This is a genomic window from Poseidonocella sedimentorum (assembly GCF_900116005.1).
In the GTDB taxonomy this organism is placed as follows: Bacteria; Pseudomonadota; Alphaproteobacteria; order Rhodobacterales; family Rhodobacteraceae; genus Poseidonocella; species Poseidonocella sedimentorum.
Window position 1 is genome coordinate 80,562 of record NZ_FOYI01000001.1, and the last position, 21,097, is coordinate 101,658.

The 21,097-nt window shown below is 65.9% G+C and carries 19 protein-coding genes; 17 read left to right on the plus strand and 2 right to left on the minus strand.

The genetic code is table 11. The features are described from left to right. The first annotated feature begins 3 nt into the window (after positions 1–3). The 13 genes from nuoG to BM353_RS00500 all read left to right on the plus strand — a co-directional run bounded on the left by nuoG (position 4) and on the right by BM353_RS00500 (position 14,104). Complete coding sequence (gene nuoG / locus BM353_RS00440; protein ID WP_092075509.1) at positions 4–2,013, plus strand: NADH-quinone oxidoreductase subunit NuoG; 2,010 nt, start codon at positions 4–6, stop codon at positions 2,011–2,013. Between the two features lie 175 nt (positions 2,014–2,188). After that, positions 2,189–3,226 (plus strand): NADH-quinone oxidoreductase subunit NuoH, encoded by a 1,038-nt coding sequence (gene nuoH, locus BM353_RS00445; RefSeq protein ID WP_092075511.1) that lies wholly within the window; start codon positions 2,189–2,191, stop codon positions 3,224–3,226. A gap of 168 nt (positions 3,227–3,394) precedes the next feature. After that, the gene (locus tag BM353_RS00450) at positions 3,395–3,805 is read left to right on the plus strand and encodes a hypothetical protein (RefSeq protein WP_092075513.1); all 411 of its coding nucleotides are present in this window, start codon (positions 3,395–3,397) and stop codon (positions 3,803–3,805) included. A 22-nt stretch (positions 3,806–3,827) separates the two neighbouring features. Beyond that, the gene (nuoI, locus tag BM353_RS00455; protein ID WP_092075515.1) at positions 3,828–4,322 is read left to right on the plus strand and encodes an NADH-quinone oxidoreductase subunit NuoI; all 495 of its coding nucleotides are present in this window, start codon (positions 3,828–3,830) and stop codon (positions 4,320–4,322) included. Next, positions 4,319–4,732: a carboxymuconolactone decarboxylase family protein gene (locus tag BM353_RS00460; protein WP_092075517.1), complete on the plus strand. Its 414-nt coding sequence runs from the start codon at positions 4,319–4,321 to the stop codon at positions 4,730–4,732. The genes nuoI and BM353_RS00460 overlap by 4 nt, the downstream gene beginning before the upstream one ends. Beyond that, positions 4,729–5,331: an NADH-quinone oxidoreductase subunit J gene (locus tag BM353_RS00465; RefSeq protein WP_092075519.1), complete on the plus strand. Its 603-nt coding sequence runs from the start codon at positions 4,729–4,731 to the stop codon at positions 5,329–5,331. The genes BM353_RS00460 and BM353_RS00465 overlap by 4 nt, the downstream gene beginning before the upstream one ends. An 82-nt stretch (positions 5,332–5,413) precedes the next feature. Further along, a complete protein-coding gene (nuoK, locus tag BM353_RS00470; protein ID WP_092075521.1) occupies positions 5,414–5,719 on the plus strand; it encodes an NADH-quinone oxidoreductase subunit NuoK in 306 nt (101 codons plus the stop codon). Positions 5,720–5,722: 3 nt separating this feature from the next. Further along, a complete protein-coding gene (nuoL, locus tag BM353_RS00475; RefSeq protein WP_092075523.1) occupies positions 5,723–7,834 on the plus strand; it encodes an NADH-quinone oxidoreductase subunit L in 2,112 nt (703 codons plus the stop codon). Further along, positions 7,835–9,394: an NADH-quinone oxidoreductase subunit M gene (locus BM353_RS00480; RefSeq protein ID WP_092075525.1), complete on the plus strand. Its 1,560-nt coding sequence runs from the start codon at positions 7,835–7,837 to the stop codon at positions 9,392–9,394. A gap of 10 nt (positions 9,395–9,404) precedes the next feature. Continuing rightward, positions 9,405–10,844 carry an NADH-quinone oxidoreductase subunit NuoN gene (gene nuoN, locus BM353_RS00485; protein ID WP_092075527.1) on the plus strand — a complete coding sequence of 480 codons (1,440 nt, stop codon included), beginning with the start codon at positions 9,405–9,407 and terminating at the stop codon, positions 10,842–10,844. A gap of 69 nt (positions 10,845–10,913) precedes the next feature. Then, entirely contained in the window at positions 10,914–11,648 is a 735-nt protein-coding gene (locus BM353_RS00490; RefSeq protein WP_092075529.1) for a biotin--[acetyl-CoA-carboxylase] ligase, read from the plus strand. Between the two features lie 12 nt (positions 11,649–11,660). Next, positions 11,661–12,440, plus strand: coding sequence for a type III pantothenate kinase (locus tag BM353_RS00495; protein WP_092075531.1), 780 nt, complete (start codon positions 11,661–11,663; stop codon positions 12,438–12,440). Then, a complete protein-coding gene (locus BM353_RS00500) occupies positions 12,437–14,104 on the plus strand; it encodes a ribonuclease J (RefSeq protein WP_092075533.1) in 1,668 nt (555 codons plus the stop codon). Before BM353_RS00495 ends, BM353_RS00500 begins: the two co-directional genes overlap by 4 nt. Positions 14,105–14,180: 76 nt before the next feature. On the opposite strand, the gene BM353_RS00505 is transcribed toward BM353_RS00500, so the two are convergent. Further along, positions 14,181–15,647 (minus strand): DEAD/DEAH box helicase, encoded by a 1,467-nt coding sequence (locus BM353_RS00505; RefSeq protein WP_092075535.1) that lies wholly within the window; start codon positions 15,645–15,647, stop codon positions 14,181–14,183. 131 nt (positions 15,648–15,778) lie between these two features. Next, positions 15,779–17,386, minus strand: a complete 1,608-nt coding sequence (locus BM353_RS00510) for a peptide chain release factor 3 (protein ID WP_092076426.1) — start codon at positions 17,384–17,386, stop codon at positions 15,779–15,781. A gap of 132 nt (positions 17,387–17,518) precedes the next feature. On the opposite strand from BM353_RS00510, the gene BM353_RS00515 reads away from it, so the two are divergent. The 4 genes from BM353_RS00515 (at position 17,519) to BM353_RS00530 (ending at position 21,046) form a co-directional block, all read left to right on the plus strand. Further along, the gene (locus tag BM353_RS00515) at positions 17,519–17,782 is read left to right on the plus strand and encodes a DUF7218 family protein (protein WP_092075537.1); all 264 of its coding nucleotides are present in this window, start codon (positions 17,519–17,521) and stop codon (positions 17,780–17,782) included. A gap of 101 nt (positions 17,783–17,883) precedes the next feature. Next, positions 17,884–18,663 carry an SDR family oxidoreductase gene (locus BM353_RS00520; protein WP_092075539.1) on the plus strand — a complete coding sequence of 260 codons (780 nt, stop codon included), beginning with the start codon at positions 17,884–17,886 and terminating at the stop codon, positions 18,661–18,663. Positions 18,664–18,666: 3 nt separating this feature from the next. Further along, positions 18,667–19,812 carry a DNA alkylation repair protein gene (locus BM353_RS00525; protein WP_092075541.1) on the plus strand — a complete coding sequence of 382 codons (1,146 nt, stop codon included), beginning with the start codon at positions 18,667–18,669 and terminating at the stop codon, positions 19,810–19,812. Between the two features lie 109 nt (positions 19,813–19,921). After that, positions 19,922–21,046 (plus strand): ABC transporter ATP-binding protein, encoded by a 1,125-nt coding sequence (locus BM353_RS00530; RefSeq protein ID WP_092075543.1) that lies wholly within the window; start codon positions 19,922–19,924, stop codon positions 21,044–21,046. Positions 21,047–21,097 lie beyond the last annotated feature (51 nt).

A 21,097-nucleotide genomic window follows, 5' to 3' on the forward strand; every position in this document is an offset into this window, starting at 1 on the left:
GCCATGACCGAGCTTCGCAAGATCATCATCGACGGCCGCGAGGCCGAAGTGGATCCAGCCATGACGCTGATCCAGGCTTGCGAGGAGATCGGGGTGGAGATCCCGCGCTTTTGCTATCACGAGCGGCTCTCGATCGCGGGCAATTGCCGGATGTGCCTCGTGGAGGTGGTGGGCGGCCCGCCCAAGCCCGCGGCCTCCTGTGCGATGCAGGTCAAGGATTTGCGGCCCGGGCCGGAGGGGCAGCCGCCAGAGGTGCGGACCAACTCGCCGATGGTCAAGAAGGCGCGCGAGGGGGTGATGGAGTTTCTGCTCATCAACCACCCGCTCGATTGCCCGATCTGCGATCAGGGCGGCGAGTGCGATCTGCAGGATCAGGCCGTGGCCTATGGCGTTGATTTCTCGCGCTACCGCGAGCCGAAGCGGGCGGTGGAGGATCTCGATCTCGGCCCGCTGGTCGAGACGCACATGACGCGCTGCATTTCCTGCACCCGCTGCGTGCGCTTCACCACCGAGGTCGCCGGGATCGCCCAGATGGGCCAGACCGGGCGGGGCGAGGATGCGGAAATCACCAGCTACCTCGGCGAGACGCTCGACAGCAATCTGCAGGGCAACATCATTGATCTGTGCCCGGTGGGCGCGCTGGTCTCCAAGCCCTATGCCTTCACCGCGCGGCCATGGGAGCTTACCAAGACCGAGAGCATCGACGTGATGGACGCGCTCGGCAGCAATATCCGCGTGGACACAAAGGGGCGCGAGGTCATGCGCATCCTGCCGCGCAACCATGACGGCGTGAACGAGGAGTGGATCTCCGACAAGACGCGCTTCGTCTGGGATGGGCTGCGGCGCCAGCGGCTCGACCGGCCCTACATCCGTGAGGGCGGCAAGCTGCGGCCCGCAAGCTGGGGCGAGGCGCTGGCCGCGGCGGCGGGGGCGATGCGCGGCAAATCGGTCATGGGGCTGGTGGGCGATCTCGCGCCGGTCGAGGCGGCGTTTGCGCTCAAGGCGCTGGTCGAGGGGCTCGGCGGCGTGGTGGAATGCCGGACGGATGGGGCGAAGCTGCCGGCCGGTGCGCGGGCAGGCTATGCCGGGACCGCGCGGATCGAGGATATCGACACCGCGCAGCGCATCCTTCTGATCGGGACCAACCCGCGCGACGAAGCGCCGGTGCTCAATGCGCGCCTCCGCAAGGCCTGGGCCGCCGGGGCGGAGATCACGCTGGTCGGGCCCGCTGCGGATCTGACCTACGCATACCATCACGCGGGCGATGACCGCGCGGCGCTTTCGAGCGCGCTTGACGGGTTCGGCGAAGGCGCGCCCGCTCTGATCATCCTCGGGCAGGGGGCGCTTCGGGGCGCGGATGGCGTGGCCGTCCTTGCCGCGGCCGAGCGCGCCGCCGAGGCCGCGCAGGCGGGGCTGTTGATCCTGCACAGCGCCGCGAGCCGCGTGGGCGCGATGGACGTCGGCGCGACCAACCCCGATGGCATGGAGGCGCTGCACCGCGCCGAGGTGGTCTATAACCTCGGGGCCGATGAGATCGAGATCGCCCCGGGCCCCTTCGTCATCTATCAGGGCAGCCACGGCGACCGCGGCGCGCATCGGGCCGATGTGATCCTGCCCGGCGCGGCCTATACCGAGGAGCAGGGGCTCTTCGTCAACACCGAGGGCCGCCCGCAACTGGCGCTGCGCGCCGGCTTCGCGCCGGGCGAGGCCAAGGAGAACTGGGCCATTCTGCGCGCTCTGAGCGGTGAGCTGGGCAGCGCGCTGCCCTACGATTCGCTGGCCGCGCTGCGCCGGTCGCTGATCCGCGCGGTGCCGCATCTGGGCAAGCTCGACGTCGTGCCCGAAAATCCCCGCCGGGCGGGCACCGAGGCCGGCGAGCTTGGCGCGGGGCCCTTTGCCCCCGCCCTTGCCGATCACTACTTGTCCAACCCGATCGCTCGCGCAAGCGCGCTCATGGCCGAGCTCAGCGCCACGGCAAAAGCGCGCGCCGAGGCGCCGATCGCCGCCGAATGAAACATCGCCCCCGTGCCCCGGCCATCGGGCCGCTTTGGGCGCGGGGCTTAAAAAGGCTGGAACCCGAAGGCTCAATGCGGTTTACCATGGTGCAAACGGACGCCCACGCGGGGCGCGGTAGCCCGGTTGCCCGATCCAGGGTCGGACCCAGCGACGCCCGCAGTGTGAGAGACGGATGACAGAATTCTTTGCCACGCCTTTGGGGATCGGCCTGATCATCGTTGCACAGTGCCTCGCGATGCTCGGGTTCGTGATGATCAGCCTGCTCTTTCTGGTCTATGGCGACCGCAAGATCTGGGCCGCGGTCCAGATGCGGCGGGGGCCCAATGTGGTGGGGGTCTTCGGGCTTTTGCAATCGGTGGCCGATGCGCTGAAATACGTGGTCAAGGAGGTGGTGATCCCGGCCGGCGCGGACAAGACGGTCTTCATCCTCGCGCCGCTGACCAGCTTCGTGCTCGCCGTGATCGCCTGGGCGGTGATCCCGTTCAACGAAACCTGGGTCATCTCCAACCTCAACGTCGCCATCCTCTATGTCTTCGCCGTTTCCTCGCTGGAGGTCTATGGTGTAATCATGGGCGGCTGGGCGTCGAACTCGAAATACCCCTTCCTCGGCTCGTTGCGCTCGGCGGCGCAGATGATCTCCTACGAGGTCTCGATCGGGCTCATCATCGTCGGCGTCATCCTGTCGTCGGGCTCGATGAATTTCGGCGATATCGTGCGCGCGCAGGATGGGGCCTACGGGTTCTTCAACTGGTACTGGCTGCCGCATCTGCCGATGGTCGTGCTCTTCTTCATCTCGGCGCTGGCCGAGACCAACCGCCCGCCGTTCGATCTGCCGGAGGCCGAATCCGAGCTCGTCGCGGGCTATCAGGTGGAATACAGCGCCACGCCCTTCCTGCTCTTCATGGCTGGCGAATACATCGCGATTTTCCTGATGTGCGCGCTGATCACGCTGCTGTTCTTCGGCGGCTGGCTTTCGCCGATCCCCGGCCTGCCCGATGGCGCGTTGTGGATGCTGCTCAAGATGGGCTGCTTCTTCTTCCTCTTCGCGATGGTCAAGGCGATCACCCCGCGCTATCGCTATGACCAGCTCATGCGCATCGGCTGGAAGGTCTTCCTGCCGCTGAGCCTCGCCTGGGTCGTCTTCGTGGCCTTTGCCGCGCGGTTCGATTGGTTCTGGGGCGCCTATGTGCGCGTCGCCGGGGGAGGGTGAGCGATGAGACGTAAACGATTTGTTTACCAAGCAACTGTTTCTCCCCGCGCCGAATTTTGGTCAGGTTCCGGCGACAATCACTGTCGGCGCGGGCCCGGGGCGGCATGTTCCAACCAAGGTCCTCGCAAGTCATTTGCGGCCCCTCCCGGAGGCGAAAGGAATTGGATCATGACATTTGAACGGTTTATCGCGAGCGCGGCATGTGCCGCCTGCCTGGGCTTTGTCGCTGCGGCGCCCGCGGGCGCGGCGGATCTGAGTTGCGACGCGGCGAAACTGCGGCTTGTGGATGAGATGGAGCGCAACGGCTACGAGGCCACCCACGGCATCGCGCCGCGAGACGTGGTCGAGGACGAGGCCAATCGCTGGTCCCTCGCTGTGGCGACCTATGTAAGCGCCTCCATGGCGATGCAGCAGGGGCGGGGCACGGCGCAGACGGCCGAGTGGGTCGTTGTGGGCGACAGGCTCGCCGATTGCTGGTCGTCGGGGGCGCCGGATCAGGCGACGGTCGACAAGTTCAACAGCCTCTTCACCTCTGAAGTCCGCAGCGACTTGCTGCGCCGCGCGGAGGCGCTGAGATGACCTTGATGAGGACGGCAGGCCCATGACCCAGATCGATATTACGCGGGCGGCGAAATACTTCCTTCTGGCGGATTTCCTGCAAGGGTTGCGGCTGGGGCTCAAGTATTTCTTCGCGCCCAAGGCGACGTTGAACTATCCCCACGAGAAGGGCCCGCTCAGCCCGCGATTCCGGGGCGAACACGCGCTGCGCCGCTATCCCAATGGCGAGGAACGCTGCATCGCCTGCAAGCTCTGCGAGGCGATCTGTCCGGCGCAGGCGATCACGATCGACGCCGAGCCGCGCGACGACGGATCGCGCCGGACCACGCGCTACGATATCGACATGACGAAGTGCATCTACTGCGGCTTCTGCCAGGAGGCCTGCCCGGTGGATGCGATCGTCGAAGGGCCGAATTTCGAATTCGCCACCGAAACGCGCGAGGAACTCTATTACGACAAGGACAAGCTGCTGGCCAACGGCGACCGCTGGGAGGCGGAGATCGCGCGAAACCTCGAAATGGATGCACCCTACCGATGAGCGACACGCGGACCCCCTTCGAGATCATGATGGATCAGGCACAGGAACTGGCCCGGAATTTCAACCCGGCGCTGGAGAGCTTTGATCCCAAGGGCTTCGAGAAGCTCTGGCCGACCATGCCCAAGGACGCGATGGAATTCTGGTTCGGCAAAGGGATGCGGAAGGAGGGGCTCGACGCGCGCACGCGGCTGCTGCTGACCATCGCGGGGCTGACGATGCAGGGCGCGCAGGCCGAGGCGCCCTTTCGCCTGACAGTGCGCCACGCGATCGAGGCCGGGGCGACGCCCGAAGAGATCGCCGAAACCATCGCGCAGATGTCCATCTTCGCGGGCATCCCGGCCATGAGCCGCGCGATGGAACTCGCGCGCGACGTGTTTCCGGACGGCGCCGGGGAGGAGGGCGAGGAATGACGGTCTTTGCCTTCTACCTCTTCGCGCTCGGCGTGGTTGCGGGCGGGCTTTTCACGGTGATCAGCCGTCACCCGGTTCATTCGGTGCTCTGGCTCATCCTCTCCTTTCTGAGCGCGGCGGGGCTCTTTGTTCTGCTCGGGGCCGAGTTCGTGGCGATGCTTCTGGTCATCGTCTACGTGGGCGCGGTCGCGGTGCTGTTCCTGTTCGTGGTGATGATGCTGGATGTGGATTTCGCCGAGCTGCGCGCCGAAATGGCCAAATCGCTGCCGCTGGCTTTGCTCATCGGCGTGGTGATTCTGATGCAGCTGGGTTTTGCCTTCGGCGCCTGGGAAGCGGCGGAGACGCAGCAGGCGGCGCGCGCCGCACCGGTGCCAGAGGGGGTGCACAACACCCAGGCGCTCGGATTGCTTCTCTATGACCGGTACCTGCTGCTTTTCCAACTGGCCGGGCTGATCCTCCTGGTGGCGATGATCGGCGCCATCGTGCTGACCCTGCGCCACCGGCAGGATGTGAAACGGCAAGACGTCCTCGCCCAAATGTACCGCGATCCGAGCTCCGCGCTTCAGCTTCGCGATGTAGAACCGGGGCAGGGGCTATGAGGCGGAATTTGATCAATCAAATTCCGGCACGTTTTCCGATAGATCGGAAAACGGCTACGGGACCCAAAGGCGGGGCGAGGATATGATCGGGCTGGGGCATTATCTGACCGTCGCGGCGCTGCTCTTCGTGATCGGCGTCTTCGGGCTGTTCCTGAACCGCAAGAACGTGATCATCCTGCTCATGTCGATCGAGCTCATGCTGCTGTCGGTCAACATCAACCTTGTGGCCTTTTCCGCCTTTTCCGGCGATCTGGTGGGGCAGGTCTTCACGCTTTTCGTGCTGACCGTCGCCGCCGCCGAGGCGGCGATTGGCCTCGCGATCCTCGTGTGTTTCTACCGCAACCGCGGCACCATCGCGGTGGATGATGTCAATGTGATGAAGGGCTGACGGGTGGAGCAGATCATCCTTTTCGCGCCACTCCTCGGCGCCCTGATCGGTGGGTTCGGCTGGAAGACCATCGGCGAGGCGGGGGCCATGTGGGTCACCACCGGGCTTCTGTTTCTTTCGGCCTTGCTGAGCTGGATCGTCTTTCTGGGGTTTGACGGCCAAACCCAACAGATCCACCTGCTCGACTGGATCCAATCGGGCACGCTCGACACCTCCTGGGCCATCCGCCTCGACCGGCTCACCGCGATCATGCTCGTCGTGATCACCACTGTCTCGGCGCTCGTCCATCTCTACAGTTTCGGCTACATGGCCGGTGATCCGCAGTGGCGCGAGGGCGAGGTCTACCGCCCGCGGTTCTTCGCCTATCTGTCCTTCTTCACCTTTGCCATGCTGATGCTGGTCACCGCCGACAACCTCGTGCAGATGTTCTTCGGCTGGGAAGGGGTGGGCGTCGCCTCCTACCTCCTGATCGGGTTCTACTGGCGCAAACCTTCGGCCAATGGCGCGGCGATCAAGGCCTTTGTCGTCAACCGGGTGGGTGATTTCGGCTTCGCGCTCGGGATCTTCGCGCTCTTTTTCCTCGTGGACAGCGTCAATCTCGATGACATCTTCGCCGCAGGCCCTGCTCTTGCCGAGACCGACTTGCGGTTCCTGTGGCGCGATTGGGTGGCGGTGGAGGTGATCGCGGTCCTGCTTTTCATCGGCGCGATGGGCAAATCGGCGCAGCTGTTCTTGCACACCTGGCTCCCCGACGCGATGGAGGGCCCGACGCCGGTCTCGGCGCTCATCCACGCCGCGACCATGGTCACCGCCGGTGTTTTCCTCGTCTGCCGGATGTCGCCCCTGATGGAATACGCGCCCGCCGCCACCGGGTTCATCACCCTGATCGGCGCCACGACCGCGTTCTTCGCCGCCACTGTCGGCCTTGTGCAGAACGACATCAAGCGCGTCATCGCCTATTCGACCTGCTCGCAGCTTGGCTACATGTTCGTGGCCGCCGGCGTGGGCGTTTATTCGGTGGCGATGTTCCACCTCTTTACCCACGCGTTCTTCAAGGCGATGCTCTTTCTCGGGGCAGGTTCGGTGATCCACGCGATGCACCATGAACAGGACATGCGCAACTACGGCGGGCTGCGCCGGAAGATCCCCTATACGTTCTGGGCCATGCTGATCGGCACGCTGGCGATCACCGGGGTCGGCATCCCGCTCACTCACATCGGCTTTGCCGGCTTCCTGTCCAAGGACGCGGTCATCGAGAGCGCCTGGGCGGGGACGAGCGGCGGCTATGCCTTCTGGATGCTGGTGATCGCGGCGCTTTTCACCTCGTTCTACTCCTGGCGGCTCATGTTCCTGACCTTCTGGGGCAAGCCGCGCGGCGACAAACAGACCCACAAACACGCCCATGAGAGCCCCATGGTCATGCTCGTCCCGCTCGGCGTGCTCGCGCTCGGGGCGGTGTTCTCGGGCATGATCTGGTACGGCAGCTTTTTTGGCGAGCACGCGCAGGTGAACCGGTTCTTCGGCATCCCGGACGCCCATGCCGAAGCGGCGGAGGCGGGCCATGCTGATGCGGAGGATCACGCTGGCGCAGAGACGGGCGCAGAGGTAAGCGCAGAGACTGGCGCGGAAACCGAGCCTCACGCCGTGCCCCAGGGCTACGCCCCCGAAGGCGCGATCTTCATGGCCCCCGACAACCACGTGCTGGACGACGCGCACCACGCGCCCAAATGGGTCAAGCTCAGCCCCTTCATCGCCATGGTTCTGGGCTTCCTCGTGGCGGTCTGGTTCTACATCCTCAATCCCAAGCTGCCCAAGCTCGTGGCCCAGAGCCAGCGCCCGCTCTACTATTTCCTGCTCAACAAGTGGTATTTCGACGAGCTCTACGGGTTTCTCTTCGTCCGGCCCGCCTATGCGCTCGGCCGCCTCTTCTGGAAACAGGGCGACGGCGCGCTGATCAACGGCGCGATCAACGGGCTGGCGATGGGGATCATCCCCTTCTTCACCCGCCTCGCGGGGCGCGCGCAATCGGGCTACATCTTCACCTATGTCTTCTGGATGGTGGTCGGGATCGCGGTGCTGATCACCTGGATGAGCCTTGCCGGAGGGGACCGGTAGATGGACAACCTGCTCTCCATCGTGACCTTCATGCCCGCGCTCGCGGCGCTGATCCTGCTGGTGTTTCTGCGCGGTGATGACGAAGAGGCGCAGCGCAACGCCAAGTGGCTCGGGCTCATCGCCACCGGCTCGACGTTCCTCGTCTCGCTATTCATCCTCGCGCAGTTCGACCCCAAAGACACCGGCTTCCAGATGGTCGACGAGGGCGCGTGGATCCTCGGGCTGAGCTACCGCCTCGGCGTCGACGGGATCTCAGTCCTCTTCGTGATGCTGACCACCTTCATGATGCCGCTGACCATCGCGGCGAGCTGGTCGATCGACACGCGGGTCAAGGAATACATGGCCGCCTTCCTGATCCTCGAGACGCTGATGCTCGGGGTTTTCATGGCGCTGGACCTGGTGCTCTTCTACCTCTTCTTCGAAGCCGGGCTCATTCCGATGTTCCTGATCATCGGGATCTGGGGCGGCAAGGAGCGGGTCTACGCCGCGTTCAAGTTCTTCCTCTATACCTTCCTCGGCTCGGTGCTGATGCTCGTTGCGATGGTGGGCATGTACGTGGAAACCGGCACGACCTGCATCGCGGCCTGCGGCGAGGGTGTCTCGCTCATGAGCCACAGTTTCAGCCACGCGCCGATGGAGGTCCTCGGCGTGACCGTCGTCGGCGGGCTGCAAACGCTCATGTTCCTCGCCTTCTTCGCGAGCTTTGCGGTGAAGATGCCGATGTGGCCGGTGCACACCTGGCTGCCCGATGCCCACGTGCAGGCCCCGACGGCGGGCTCGGTTGTCCTCGCGGCGATCCTGCTGAAAATGGGCGGCTATGGCTTCCTGCGCTTTTCGCTGCCGATGTTCCCTGTGGGGGCGGACCTTCTGGCGCCGCTGGTCTTCTGGCTCTCGGCCATCGCCATCGTCTACACCTCGCTCGTCGCGCTCGTGCAGGAGGACATGAAGAAGCTCATCGCCTATTCGTCCGTCGCGCACATGGGCTATGTCACGCTCGGGATCTTCGCGGTGAACCAACAGGGGATCGACGGCGCGATCTTTCAGATGCTGAGCCACGGGTTCATCTCCGGGGCGCTCTTTCTTTGCGTCGGCGTGGTCTATGACCGGATGCACACGCGCGAGATCCGGGCCTATGGCGGGCTGGTCAACCGCATGCCGGCCTATGCGCTGGTCTTCATGTTCTTCACCATGGCCAACGTGGGCCTGCCGGGCACCTCGGGGTTCATCGGCGAATTCCTCACATTGGTGGGGATCTTTCAGGTCAACACCTGGGTCGCCGCCGTGGCGACCTCTGGCGTCATCCTCTCGGCGGCCTATGCGCTCTGGCTCTACCGCCGGGTGGTGTTTGGCGATCTGATCAAGGAAAGCCTCAAGACGATCCGCGACATCTCGGACCGCGAGCGCGCGATCTTCACGCCGCTGGTGGTCATGACGTTGCTGCTCGGGGTCTACCCGAGCCTTGTGACGGATATCATCGGCGCGTCGGTCAGCGCGCTGATCGCGGAGTATCAGACCGCGCTGGCCGCCGCTGCGGACGCGGTCGTCGTGGTTGCCGAGTGAGGATGCGCAGATGATTTCCACCGATCTCACCCTCCTCGCCCCGGAAATCGCGCTGTCGCTGCTGGCGATGCTGGGCCTTCTGGGCGCGGTCTACACCGGGCAGGACAGGCGCGCGGGGGCGCTCCTCTGGGGCACCGTTGCGGCCTTCGTGATCGTCGCGCTCTGGATCGGGATCGACGGGCGCGGCAGCCGCACCGGGTTTGGCGGTATGATCACCGACGACGCCTTCGCGCGCTTTGCCAAGATCGCGATCCTGCTCTCGGCGGCGGCGGTTCTGGCCATGAGCAAGGCCTACATGCAGGAGCGCGACATCCTGCGCTTCGAGTACCCGGTGCTGATCATGCTCGCGGTGGTCGGCATGATGATCATGGTCAGCGCGGGCGATCTGATCGCGCTCTACATGGGGCTCGAGCTGCAATCTCTGGCGCTCTACGTAGTCGCGGCGCTGCGGCGCGACAGTGTGAAATCGACCGAGGCGGGGCTCAAGTATTTCGTGCTCGGCGCGCTCTCGTCGGGCCTTCTGCTCTACGGTGCCTCGCTCACCTATGGCTACGCGGGCACGACGCTGTTTTCCGGCATCATCGACGCGGCGGGCGAGGGGCCCCTGTCGCTCGGGCTGCTCTTCGGGCTGGTTTTCATCATCGCGGGGTTGGCTTTCAAAGTCTCGGCGGTGCCCTTCCACATGTGGACGCCGGATGTCTACGAAGGCGCGCCGACGCCGATCACCGCGCTTTTTGCCACCGCGCCCAAGATCGCCGCGATGGCGCTGCTTGCGCGGGTGCTGCACGACGGGTTCGGGCAGGCGGGCGCCGATTGGGGGCAGGTCGTGGCGCTGCTCTCGGTGCTGTCGATGTTCCTCGGGGCGGTGGCCGCGATCGGGCAGAGCAACATCAAGCGCCTGCTGGCCTATTCCTCGATCGCGCATATGGGCTACGCGCTGATGGGGCTGGCGGCGGGCACGGCGGTCGGCGTGCAGGCGATGCTGCTCTACATGGTGATCTACGTGATCATGAGCGTCGGCACATTTGCCTTCGTTCTGGCGATGGAACGCGACGGACAGCCGGTTACGGATATCGACGCGCTCAACATGTATGCCAAGGCCCATCCGGGGCGGGCGATGGCGCTGCTTGCGCTGCTGTTCAGCCTCGCGGGCGTGCCGCCGTTCCTTGGGTTCTTCGCCAAGCTCGAAGTCTTGCGCGCGGCCTATGACGCGGGGCTGGTCTGGCTGGCGCTGGCGGGGGTGATCGCCTCGGTGATCGGGGCGTTCTACTATTTGCGCGTCGTCTACTACATGTATTTCGGCGAGGCGCGGGAGCCGATTTCCGCGCGTGCTTCGCCTGTCCTTCTGGGGTTTCTCGGTGTAAGTGCGCTTGTAACGGTCCTGGGTGCGGTCTCGTTGCTCGGGGTGGATCTTGCGGCGGCGCGCGCGGCGGCGGCCTTGGTCCAGTAGCCCGGCGGCGCGCGGGCCCGGGGGCGGGAGCCTCCGGCGGGAGTATTTGGAAAGAGAAGAAGATGGGTGATGGGTAGCTGGCCCTTGGGGTATGGGCGCCGGGTATTGGCGCAGGTGGACAGCACCAATGCCGAAGCGGCTCGGGTGGCCCCAGGGCTTGCCGGGCCGGAGTGGATTCTGGCGCGCGCCCAGAGCGCCGGGCGCGGGCGGCGCGGGCGTGCCTGGGTCATGCCGGAGGGGAATTTCGCGGCGACGCTTGTTCTGGTTTCGGGCGTTGCGCCTCAGACCATGGCGCTGCGGTCCTTCGTGGCATCGCTGGCTTTGCATGACGCGTTGGTGGCGGCCTGCGGGCGGGCCGCGGCGATCACGCTGAAGTGGCCCAACGACGTGATGCTCAACGATGGGAAGGTCGCCGGGATCTTGCTTGAGGGGCTGGGGACGCGGCTGGCGATCGGGATCGGGGTCAATCTTGCGCAGGCGCCGTCTCTGGAGGAGGTGGAGGCGGGGGCGCTTCGGCCGGTCTCGCTGGCCGAAGAAACCGGTGTGTGCCTGGAGCCGGAGGCGTTTCTGGAGCGACTTGCCGCAGCTTACGCGGCGCGGGAGGAGAGCTTTGCAGCGTATGGGTTCGGCCCGACCCGTGCGGCCTGGATCGCGCGGGCGGCGCGGCTTGGGGAGCAGATCACGGCCCGCACGGCGCGTGCTGAATACCGGGGGCGATTTGACACGGTGGACGAGCAGGGGCAACTTGTCCTATCCACACCGGAAGGCCGGGTGCGCATTGCCGCGGCGGATGTGTTCTTCTGAATGGGGCGAGCCATGCTTCTGGCCATTGACGTGGGCAATACCAACACGGTGTTTTCGATCTGGGACGGGGACCGGTTCATCGCGACCTGGCGCGCCTCGACCGAGCACCAGCGCACGGCCGATCAATATTACGTCTGGCTTTCTACGCTGATGAAATTTCAGAAGATCGAGGCCGATATCAGCGATGTGATCGTCTCCTCGACCGTGCCGCGCGTGGTCTTCAACCTGCGGGTCTTCGCGGATCGCTATTTCAACACCCGGCCGCTCGTCGTCGGCAGGCCCGATTGCCTCTTGCCCGTTGACGTCCGCGTCGATCAGGGAACCGCAGTGGGGCCGGACCGGTTGGTCAACACGGTGGCCGGTTTTGACCGGCACGGCGGCGATCTTGTCGTGGTCGATTTCGGCACCGCCACGACCTTTGACGTAGTCGATGCGGATGGGGCCTATATCGGCGGGGTGATTGCCCCGGGGGTCAACCTCAGCCTTCAGGCGCTGCATGAGGCCGCCGCCGCGCTGCCGCATGTGGATGTGACCAAGCCCGATCGCGTGATCGGCACCAATACCGTCGCCTGTATGCAATCGGGCGTTTTCTGGGGCTATGTCGGCCTTGTGCGCGGGATCTGTGAGCGGATCCGCGCCGAGCACGGCCGCCCCATGCGCGTCATCGGCACCGGGGGGCTTGCGCCGCTCTTTCAGCAGGGTGAAGCGCTTTTCGATGCCTTCGAGGCGGATCTGACAATCCACGGCCTGACCGTGATCCACAAATATAACAAGGAAAACAAACCATCATGAGCAGCAAACGGCTGATCTATCTTCCGCTCGGCGGCGCCGGCGAAATCGGCATGAACGCCTATGTCTATGGCTATGGCGCGCCGGGCAAGGAACGCCTCATCCTCGTGGACATCGGCGTGACCTTCCCCGACATGGACGGCACGCCCGGGGTCGATCTGATCCTGCCCGACATCGCCTGGCTCAAGGCGCGGCGCAACCAGTTGGAGGCGATCTTCATCACCCACGCGCATGAGGACCATATCGGCGCGCTCGGGCATCTGTGGGAAGAGCTCGGGGCGCCGGTCTATGCGCGGGCCTTTACCGCCCATCTGGGGCGGCAGAAGCTGGCCGATCAGGGCGCGCCGGAGAAGGCGCTTCATACCGCTTCGGCCTGGCCCGAGACCGTCGAGGCGGGGCCGTTCAGCGTCGGTTTCCTGCCGATCTCGCACTCGATCCCGGAATCCTCGGCGCTGGTGATTGACAGCCCGGCGGGCCGGATTGTCCACACCGGGGACTTCAAGCTCGACGAGACACCGATCGTCGGCGAGGCGTTTGACCGCAAGCTTTGGGAAGACGTGGCGCGGCCCGGGGTCAAGGCTCTGGTCTGCGATTCCACCAACGTGTTTTCCCCCGCACCGGGGCGCTCGGAAGCGAGCATCGGGGCCGAAATCGAGAGCCTGATCGCGCAGCAGACGGGGATGGTCGTGGCCACCACCTTTGCCTCCAACGTCGCGCGCCTCAAGACGCTGGCGCAAGCCGGGGAGCGGGCCGGGCGCTCGATCTGCCTGCTGGGCCGGGCGATGCGCAAGATGATCGAAGCGGCTGTCGCGACCGGGGTTCTGGGGGATTTCCCCAAGGTGGTGAGCGCCGAGGACGCGCTTGATATCCCGCGCGAGCAGCTCATGCTGATCGTGACCGGCAGCCAGGGCGAGCGCCGCGCCGCCTCGGCGCAGCTCGCCAATGGCAAGTATCGCGGGATCACGATGAAGGAGGGCGACAGCTTCCTGTTTTCCTCCAAGACCATCCCCGGCAATGAGCGCGGCGTGATCCGCATCATGAACCAGTTCTCGGAGATGGGCGTCGATGTGATCGACGACAACGACGGGCTTTACCATGTTTCGGGCCATGCCAACCGGCCGGATCTCGACGCGATGCATGCCCTGGTCAAGCCGCAGATGGTCGTGCCGATGCACGGCGAGCACCGGCATTTGCGCGCGCATGTGAAACTCGCGGAGTCCAACAAGCTTGCGGGCGTGCTCGCGGTCAACGGAACCATGGTCGATCTGGCGGGCAACGCGCCGCGCGTGGTCGATCACGTGGAGACCGGGCGGCGTTATCTCGACGGGTCGGTGCAGATCGGCGCGCTGGACGGGATCGTCCGCGACCGGATCCGGATGGCGCTCAACGGGCAGCTTATCGTGACCTTGATCATCGATGAAGAGGGCGCGCCGCTGGGTGAGCCGTGGTGCGAGCTGCGGGGGCTGGCGGAGACGGGGCGCTCGAACGCGCCGCTGGTTGACGTGCTTGAGGAAGACCTGTCGCAATTCATCAACCGCGCGGGCGCCAAGACCCTGCGCGATGACGACAAGCTCGAGCAGGAACTCAAACGCGTCGCGCGGCAGTCGGCAATGAACGAGATCGGCAAGAAGCCCGAGGTCGTAGTTGTGATTAGCCGGCTGATGTAACGCAAACAGGCCCCGAGCGTATCGGGGCCTGTTCTGGCATCAGTTGTCGGTGGCCCGCATTGGGCCGCCGGGAAATTCAGGTGCGGCGTTCGTCGAAGCTCAGAGCGATGAAGCTCGGCAGATGATCGCCCATGCCCACAACGCCGGACCGGTTGTCGCGGTCCTGACGGCGGCGCGAGGATTGGGGCTTTTTCTCTGGCGCCTTTTCCGCGGGTTTCTGCTCCGCAGCTTTGGCTTCCGCCGGTTTCTGCTCCGCGGGCTCGGCCTCGGGGCTTGCGGCTGTGTCGGGTTTCTTGCCGCGGCTGCGTGTCCGGCTGCGGCTGGATTTCCTGGGGGCGTCGGCTTCGGCGGCGGGCTCTGCCTCGCGCGCGGGCTCTTCCGCGCCTTGGGCCGGAGTGATCAGGTTCTCGCCGCGCGGGATTTCCTTCTGGAGCAACGCCTCGACGGCGTCGAAGTTCTTATCGTCGCGCGGTGTGCAGATCATGATCGCCGTGCCATCGCGCCCGGCGCGGCCGGTGCGGCCGATCCGGTGGACATAGTCCTCGGCATGGCTGGGGACGTCGAAGTTGATCACGTGGCTCACGTCGGGAATGTCGAGCCCACGGGCCGCCACGTCGGAGGCCACGAGGAAGCGCAAGGTCCCCTCGCGGAAGCCCTCCAGCGTCCGTGTCCGTTGGCTCTGGTCCAGATCGCCGTGGATCGGGGCCGCGTCATAGCCGTATTTCTTGAGCGATTTCGCGAGGGTATCCACTTCCGACTTGCGGTTGCAGAAGATGATCGCGTTCTTGCATTTCTCGCCTTCCGCATCGATCAGCATCCGCAGAAGCTTGCGCTTCTCGCTGGCTTCCCGGTCGCGGCGCGAGCCCTTGAACATGATCACGCGCTGTTCGATCGTCTCGGACGCGGTCGCCTGACGGGCCACCTCGATCCGGGCGGGGCCGGAGAGGAAGGTGTTGGTGATCCGCTCGATCTCCGGCGCCATGGTGGCGGAGAAGAACAGCGTCTGGCGGGTGAAGGGGGTCAGGCCGAAAATGCGCTCGATGTCGGGGATGAACCCCATGTCGAGCATCCGGTCGGCCTCGTCCACGACCATGACCTTCACATCCGACAGGATCAGCTTGCCGCGCTCGAAATGATCGAGCAGCCGGCCGGGCGTTGCGATGAGCACATCGACGCCCTTGTCGATGATCTGCTCCTGCTCCTTGAAGGACACGCCGCCGATGAGCAGGGCCTTGGTGAGCTTGAGGTGCTTGGTGTAGGTGTCGAAGTTCTCGGCCACCTGGGCGGCGAGTTCGCGCGTCGGGCAGAGCACGAGGCTGCGCGGCATCCGCGCCCGGGCGCGGCCCCGGGCCAGAAGGGTGATCATCGGGAGCGTGAAGCTCGCGGTCTTGCCGGTCCCCGTCTGGGCGATGCCCAGAACATCACGACCCTCAAGCGCGGGCGGTATGGCGCCGGCCTGGATCGGGGTGGGGGTTTCATAGCCGGCCTCTTCGATGGCCTTCAAGACTTTGGGGTTCAGGTTCAGGTCTGTAAACTTTGTCATATGTGTCCGTTTTCCACGGACACTTCCCGGCCCGCGCGTCTGGTCCGAGCGCCCGCATGGGCTCGGTATGAGGCCATGTATCCCAAAGGGCGTTTACGGTCAATGAAAAGCCCATCGCGCCGGGTGGCGGCTCAGCCCATCATCTCCTTGGTGGCCGTGAGCGTGATGCCGGGATAGTCGCGTTCGACGCGGTCGATATCCCATTGCAGCCGTGTGAGATAGACGATGTCGCCGTCGTGATCATGGCTGATGTGCTGCTTGTTGGCGTTGGTGAAGGCGTCGACGGCCTCCTTGTCGCCGCTGACCCAGCGGGCGGAGGTGAACTGCGAAGGCTCAAACCGCACCGGCAGCCCGTATTCGAGCTCGATCCGGCTGGCCAGCACCTCGAATTGCAGCGCGCCCACGACGCCCACGATGAAGCCCGAGCCAAACGCCGGTTTGAAAACCTTGGCCGCGCCCTCTTCGGCAAATTGCATCAGCGCCTTTTCGAGGTGCTTGGCCTTCATCGGATCGCCCGCGCGGCAGGTCTGGAGCAGCTCCGGCGCAAAGGAAGGGATGCCGCTCACGCGGAGCGCCTCGCCCTCGGTGAGCGTATCGCCGATGCGCAGCTGGCCGTGATTGGGGATGCCGATGATGTCGCCGGCCCAGGCCTCTTCCGCAAGCTCGCGGTCGGAGGCGAGGAAGAGGACGGGCGCCGAGACGGTGAGGGGTTTCTTACTGCGCACATGGGTGAGTTTCATGCCACGCCTGAAATGGCCCGAGGCCATGCGCAGGAAGGCGACGCGGTCCCGGTGCTTGGGGTCCATGTTCGCCTGAACCTTGAAGACAAAGCCGGAGACCTTTGTCTCTTCGGGGGAAATCTGGCGCGGCAGCGCCCGTTGCGGCTGTGGCTCGGGGCCGTAGTTGGCGATCCCGTCCATAAGTTCCTTGACGCCGAAGGAGTTGATCGCGGAGCCGAACCAGATCGGCGTCATGTGCCCTTCGAGAACCGATTGCGGATCGAGCGCGGGCAGCAGCGCGCGCGCCATCTCGACCTCTTCGAGCAGCTTGTCGAGCAGATGCGCAGGCACGTGCTCGGCGATCTTCGGATCATCGAGCCCCTTGATCTGAATTGTCTCGGCCACGCGGTTGCGATCCGCCCGGTCCATCAGCTCAAGCCGGTCGCGCAGCATGTCGTAGCAGCCGATGAAATCCTGCCCCACGCCGATGGGCCAGCTTGCGGGCGTCACGTCAATCGCCAGCAGCTCCTGGATCTCGTCGATGATCTCGAAGGTGTCGCGGCTCTCGCGGTCCATCTTGTTGCAGAAGGTCAGGATCGGCAGATCACGCAGCCGGCAGACCTCGAAGAGCTTGCGCGTCTGGCTCTCGACCCCTTTCGCCCCGTCGATCACCATGATCGCCGCATCCACCGCCGTCAGCGTCCGGTAGGTGTCCTCGGAGAAATCCGAGTGACCGGGCGTGTCGACGAGGTTGAAGCGGTAGGTGCCATAATCGAAGGACATGGCCGAGGCGGAGACGGAAATCCCGCGGTCCTTTTCCATCTGCATGAAGTCCGACCGGGTGCGCCGCGCCTCGCCCTTGGCGCGCACCTGACCGGCCATCTGGATCGCCCCGCCGAAGAGCAGGAACTTTTCCGTCAGCGTGGTCTTGCCCGCATCGGGGTGCGAGATGATCGCGAAGGTGCGCCGGCGGGCGATTTCGGCGGGCAGGTCAGGGCGGTTGGGAGCGGTGTCTGGCATGGCGGGCGTATAGGCAACGCGCGGGCTCTCCGCAAGACGGTTGGGCGTCTTTGGCCGGCCCCGGGCGCGGGGGCGATGGGTTGCCGGGCGCGCGGGCGGATCTAGCTCAAGGGGCAGAAAGGAGACCATGAGATGAGCGAGACAGACCGCCCGTCGATCAAGGACGAAGAGACATATGAAGCGCTGCGCGAGGACGGGATGTCCAAGCAGAAAGCGGCGCGGATCGCCAACGCCCAGGCCAATGACGAGATGTCGCCCTCAAAGAAAGGCGGCAAGGCGCCGCCCTATGAGGAGTGGACCAAGGACGAGCTCTATGACCGGGCGCGCGAGCTCGACATCGAGGGGCGCTCCGACATGACCAAGGACGCCTTGATCGAGGCGCTGCGCGACCGCTGATCCGGGTTTGTATCTCGCTTGCCGCGTCAATGCCGCGGCCGCGTCTTGCGCCCGATCTCCGCTCGGGGCAGGGTGCGCGCGACAGATGAGGGGAGACGATCATGGACCTTGGACTTGCGGGAAAACGCGCGCTGGTCTGCGCCAGCTCCAAAGGGCTCGGACTGGGTTGCGCCCGGGCCTTGGCGCAGGCGGGCGCGTCGCTGGTGATGAATGCCCGGGGCGAAGAGGCGCTTGCCGCCGCCGCCGCCGCGATCCGCAACGACTATGGTGTCGAGGTGACGACCGTTGCCGCCGATGTGACATCCGAAGAGGGGCGCGCGGCGGTGCTGGAGGCCGCAGGCCCGGTCGATATCCTCGTGACCAATGCGGGCGGCCCGCCGCCGGGGCTCTGGTCCGACTGGGAGCGCGATGATTTCATCGCGGCGCTCGATGCCAACATGCTTACGCCCATCGCGCTGATGAAGGCGCTTTTGCCGGGGATGATGGAGCGCGGCTGGGGCCGGGTGGTCAACATCACCTCGCAAAGCGTGAAGGCGCCGATCCCGCAGCTTGGCCTCTCCAACTCCGCGCGCGCGGGGCTGACCGGCTATGTCGCGGGCACCGCGCGGCAAGTGGCGCCCCATGGGGTCACGATCAACAACATCCTGCCCGGGATCCACGCCACCGCCCGCGCCGATGCGCTCGATGCGGGCGCGGCACAGGCCGGTGGGATCAGCGTCGAGGAGGCGCGGGCCCAGCGGCAGGAGACGATCCCCGCCCGGCGCTACGGCACGGCCGAGGAGTTCGGCCAGGTCTGCGCGTTCCTTTGCTCGCAGCACGCGGGGTTCATCGTCGGGCAGAACGTGCTCGTCGATGGCGGCGCGGTCAACGCGACGCTCTGAGCCGTGGCGCGGGGGCCCGAGGGCGGCGGCCCACAGGGGTTTTCGCTGAAGGACCAGCTCTTCAACGCGGCGACGCTCGGCGATCTGGCCGCCGAGTACGCCGCCCTGCCGGGTTTTGATCCGGCGCGGTTTCTGGCCGAGGTGCTGCCCGGGCTGGAAGGGCGCGGATTGCTGGAGCGGCTGGACTGGATCGCCGATTGCATCGAGGCCCGGCTTCCCGCCGACTTTCCCGCCATGTGCGAGGCGCTGGAGGCCGCGATGCCGCCGCCGCTCGATCCGGCACGGCAGGACAATGACTTTGGCCGCTTCATCCATGCGGTGCCCGGGATCCTCGCCGTGCGCCACGGGCTGGACGGCCACCGGGACCGGGCGCTCGCCTTGCTTCGCCGCGCGACGAAGCGTTTCTCGATGGAGTTCTACATCCGGCCCTTCCTCAACCACTATCCCGAACATGTGCTCGCCACGCTGCGCGACTGGGCAAGGGATGAGAATTACCACGTCCGCCGCCTCGTCTCGGAAGGGACGCGGCCCAAGCTGCCATGGGCCAGAGGGCTGACCATCGATCCGCAAAGCGCGGTGCCGCTTCTCGATATCCTGCACGCCGATCAGACCCGCTACGTGACGCGCTCGGTCGCCAACCACCTCAATGATCTGAGCAAGATCGCCCCCGATCTCGTGCTGGAGCGGCTCGGGGACTGGGCGGAGGGCGGTCAGCAGGCGCCCGACGAGATGCGCTGGATGACCCGCCACGCGCTGCGCACCGCGGTGCGCCGGGGCGAGCCGGGCGCTTTGCGCCTGTTGGGGTTTGACCCCGAAATCCCTGTCGCGGCGGTGCTGTCCCTGCCGGCGCAGGCCCGGATCGGGGAGAGCCTCGCGGTCGAGGTGACGCTGACGGCCGCGCGGGATCTGCCGGTGGTCGTGGATTATCGCATCGCGTTCCATCGCCCCTCGGGCGCGTCCGGAGAGAAGGTCTTCAAGCTCAAATCCGCGCGGCTCACCGCCAACGCACCGCTGACACTTCGCAAGGTGCACAAGCTCAAGGCCGATGCCACCACCTTCACCCTCCATCCCGGGCCGCACCGGGTGGTGGTGCAGGTCAACGGGGTCGATCGCGGCGAGGGCCGGGTCGATTTGATCGATGTCGAATAGTTCGGCGCTGATCAAACCATGCCCGTCCAGACCGCTTGCGACGCCGCGCGCCCGCTGATACCCCGTTTGACCAAGCAATGTGGTCGGGTAGCGGAGTGACGCGCGCGTGATGCAGCAAGGGGCCATCGAGAGCGAAACGGTGCGGAGCGAGGCCGACGAGGCGCCGCGGCTGGAGGTGCGCCACCTCTGCCGCCGGTTCGACGGGCGCACGGTGGTGGACGACGTCTCGCTCAGCGTGATGCCGGGGCAGGTGACCTGTCTGCTCGGGCCCTCGGGCTGCGGAAAATCCACCACGCTGCGGATGATCGCAGGCGTCGAGCAGCAGGACAGCGGCGAGATCTGGGCCGACGGCCAGATGCTCTGCGACGGGCGCCGCACCGTCCCGCCGGAGCAACGGCGCATCGGGCTCATGTTTCAGGATTTCGCGCTCTTCCCGCATCTCAGCGTGGCCGAAAACGTGGCCTTCGGGCTGCGCGGGGCCGGGGGGGCTGCGGGCGGGCGCGTCGATGAGCTGCTGTGCAAGGTGGGCCTGCCGGGCAAGCGCGATGCCTTCCCGCACGAGCTGTCGGGCGGCGAGCAACAGCGGGTCGCCCTCGCGCGCGCCCTTGCGCCGAGCCCGCGCATCATGCTGATGGACGAGCCGTTTTCCGGGCTCGACAACCGGCTGCGCGACGGGATCCGCGACGAGACGCTCGCGCTGCTGAAGGCGGAGAACACGGGCGTGCTTCTGGTCACCCATGAGCCGGAAGAAGCGATGCGCATGGCCGATGAGGTCGCGCTCATGCGCGCGGGGCGCATCGTCCAGAAGGGCGCGCCCTACAACATCTACAACGCCCCGATCGACAAGGACGCGCTCGCGTTTTTCAGCGACATCAACCTGATCGAGGCCAAGGTGCACGGCGCGCTGGCCCAGACGCCCTTTGGCGAGTTCCTCTGCCCCGGTCATGCCGATGGCGAGCGGGTCGAGATCGTGATCCGGCCCCAGCACGTGGCGCTGGATTTTGACCGTGACGGGCGCGGGCCGGAGCCGACGATGCAACACGGCTGCGCCGCCCGGGGCATCGTCAAACGCGCGCGGTTTCTCGGCACCGAGAGCCTTGTGGAGTTCGCGATGGAGGGCTTTGACGCGGAGTTCAAGGTGCTGGTGGGGGGGGTGTTCCTGCCGCCCCCGGGCCAGCCGCTCTGGCTCACGATCCCGCGCAACCGCTGCCATATCTTCAGCGCCGCCGCCTGATCCGCTTCGCGCCCGCGCGCCGCTGTGCTAGGCTTGCGGGCAAGAGCGACG

Bases quoted from the DNA above. Each gene is read 5' to 3' on its own strand.
- BM353_RS00460 (WP_092075517.1), top strand. From the start codon at position 4,319: ATGAGCGACACGCGGACCCCCTTCGAGATCATGATGGATCAGGCACAG.
- nuoI (WP_092075515.1), top strand. From the start codon at position 3,828: ATGACCCAGATCGATATTACGCGGGCGGCGAAATACTTCCTTCTGGCG.
- BM353_RS00500 (WP_092075533.1), top strand. From the start codon at position 12,437: ATGAGCAGCAAACGGCTGATCTATCTTCCGCTCGGCGGCGCCGGCGAA.
- BM353_RS00520 (WP_092075539.1), top strand. From the start codon at position 17,884: ATGGACCTTGGACTTGCGGGAAAACGCGCGCTGGTCTGCGCCAGCTCC.
- nuoH (WP_092075511.1), top strand. From the start codon at position 2,189: ATGACAGAATTCTTTGCCACGCCTTTGGGGATCGGCCTGATCATCGTT.
- nuoK (WP_092075521.1), top strand. From the start codon at position 5,414: ATGATCGGGCTGGGGCATTATCTGACCGTCGCGGCGCTGCTCTTCGTG.
- nuoG (WP_092075509.1), top strand. From the start codon at position 4: ATGACCGAGCTTCGCAAGATCATCATCGACGGCCGCGAGGCCGAAGTG.
- BM353_RS00505 (WP_092075535.1), bottom strand. From the start codon at position 15,647: ATGACAAAGTTTACAGACCTGAACCTGAACCCCAAAGTCTTGAAGGCC.
- BM353_RS00495 (WP_092075531.1), top strand. From the start codon at position 11,661: ATGCTTCTGGCCATTGACGTGGGCAATACCAACACGGTGTTTTCGATC.
- BM353_RS00530 (WP_092075543.1), top strand. From the start codon at position 19,922: ATGCAGCAAGGGGCCATCGAGAGCGAAACGGTGCGGAGCGAGGCCGAC.
- BM353_RS00490 (WP_092075529.1), top strand. From the start codon at position 10,914: ATGGGTAGCTGGCCCTTGGGGTATGGGCGCCGGGTATTGGCGCAGGTG.
- BM353_RS00450 (WP_092075513.1), top strand. From the start codon at position 3,395: ATGACATTTGAACGGTTTATCGCGAGCGCGGCATGTGCCGCCTGCCTG.
- BM353_RS00465 (WP_092075519.1), top strand. From the start codon at position 4,729: ATGACGGTCTTTGCCTTCTACCTCTTCGCGCTCGGCGTGGTTGCGGGC.
- nuoN (WP_092075527.1), top strand. From the start codon at position 9,405: ATGATTTCCACCGATCTCACCCTCCTCGCCCCGGAAATCGCGCTGTCG.
- BM353_RS00515 (WP_092075537.1), top strand. From the start codon at position 17,519: ATGAGCGAGACAGACCGCCCGTCGATCAAGGACGAAGAGACATATGAA.
- BM353_RS00480 (WP_092075525.1), top strand. From the start codon at position 7,835: ATGGACAACCTGCTCTCCATCGTGACCTTCATGCCCGCGCTCGCGGCG.
- BM353_RS00510 (WP_092076426.1), bottom strand. From the start codon at position 17,386: ATGCCAGACACCGCTCCCAACCGCCCTGACCTGCCCGCCGAAATCGCC.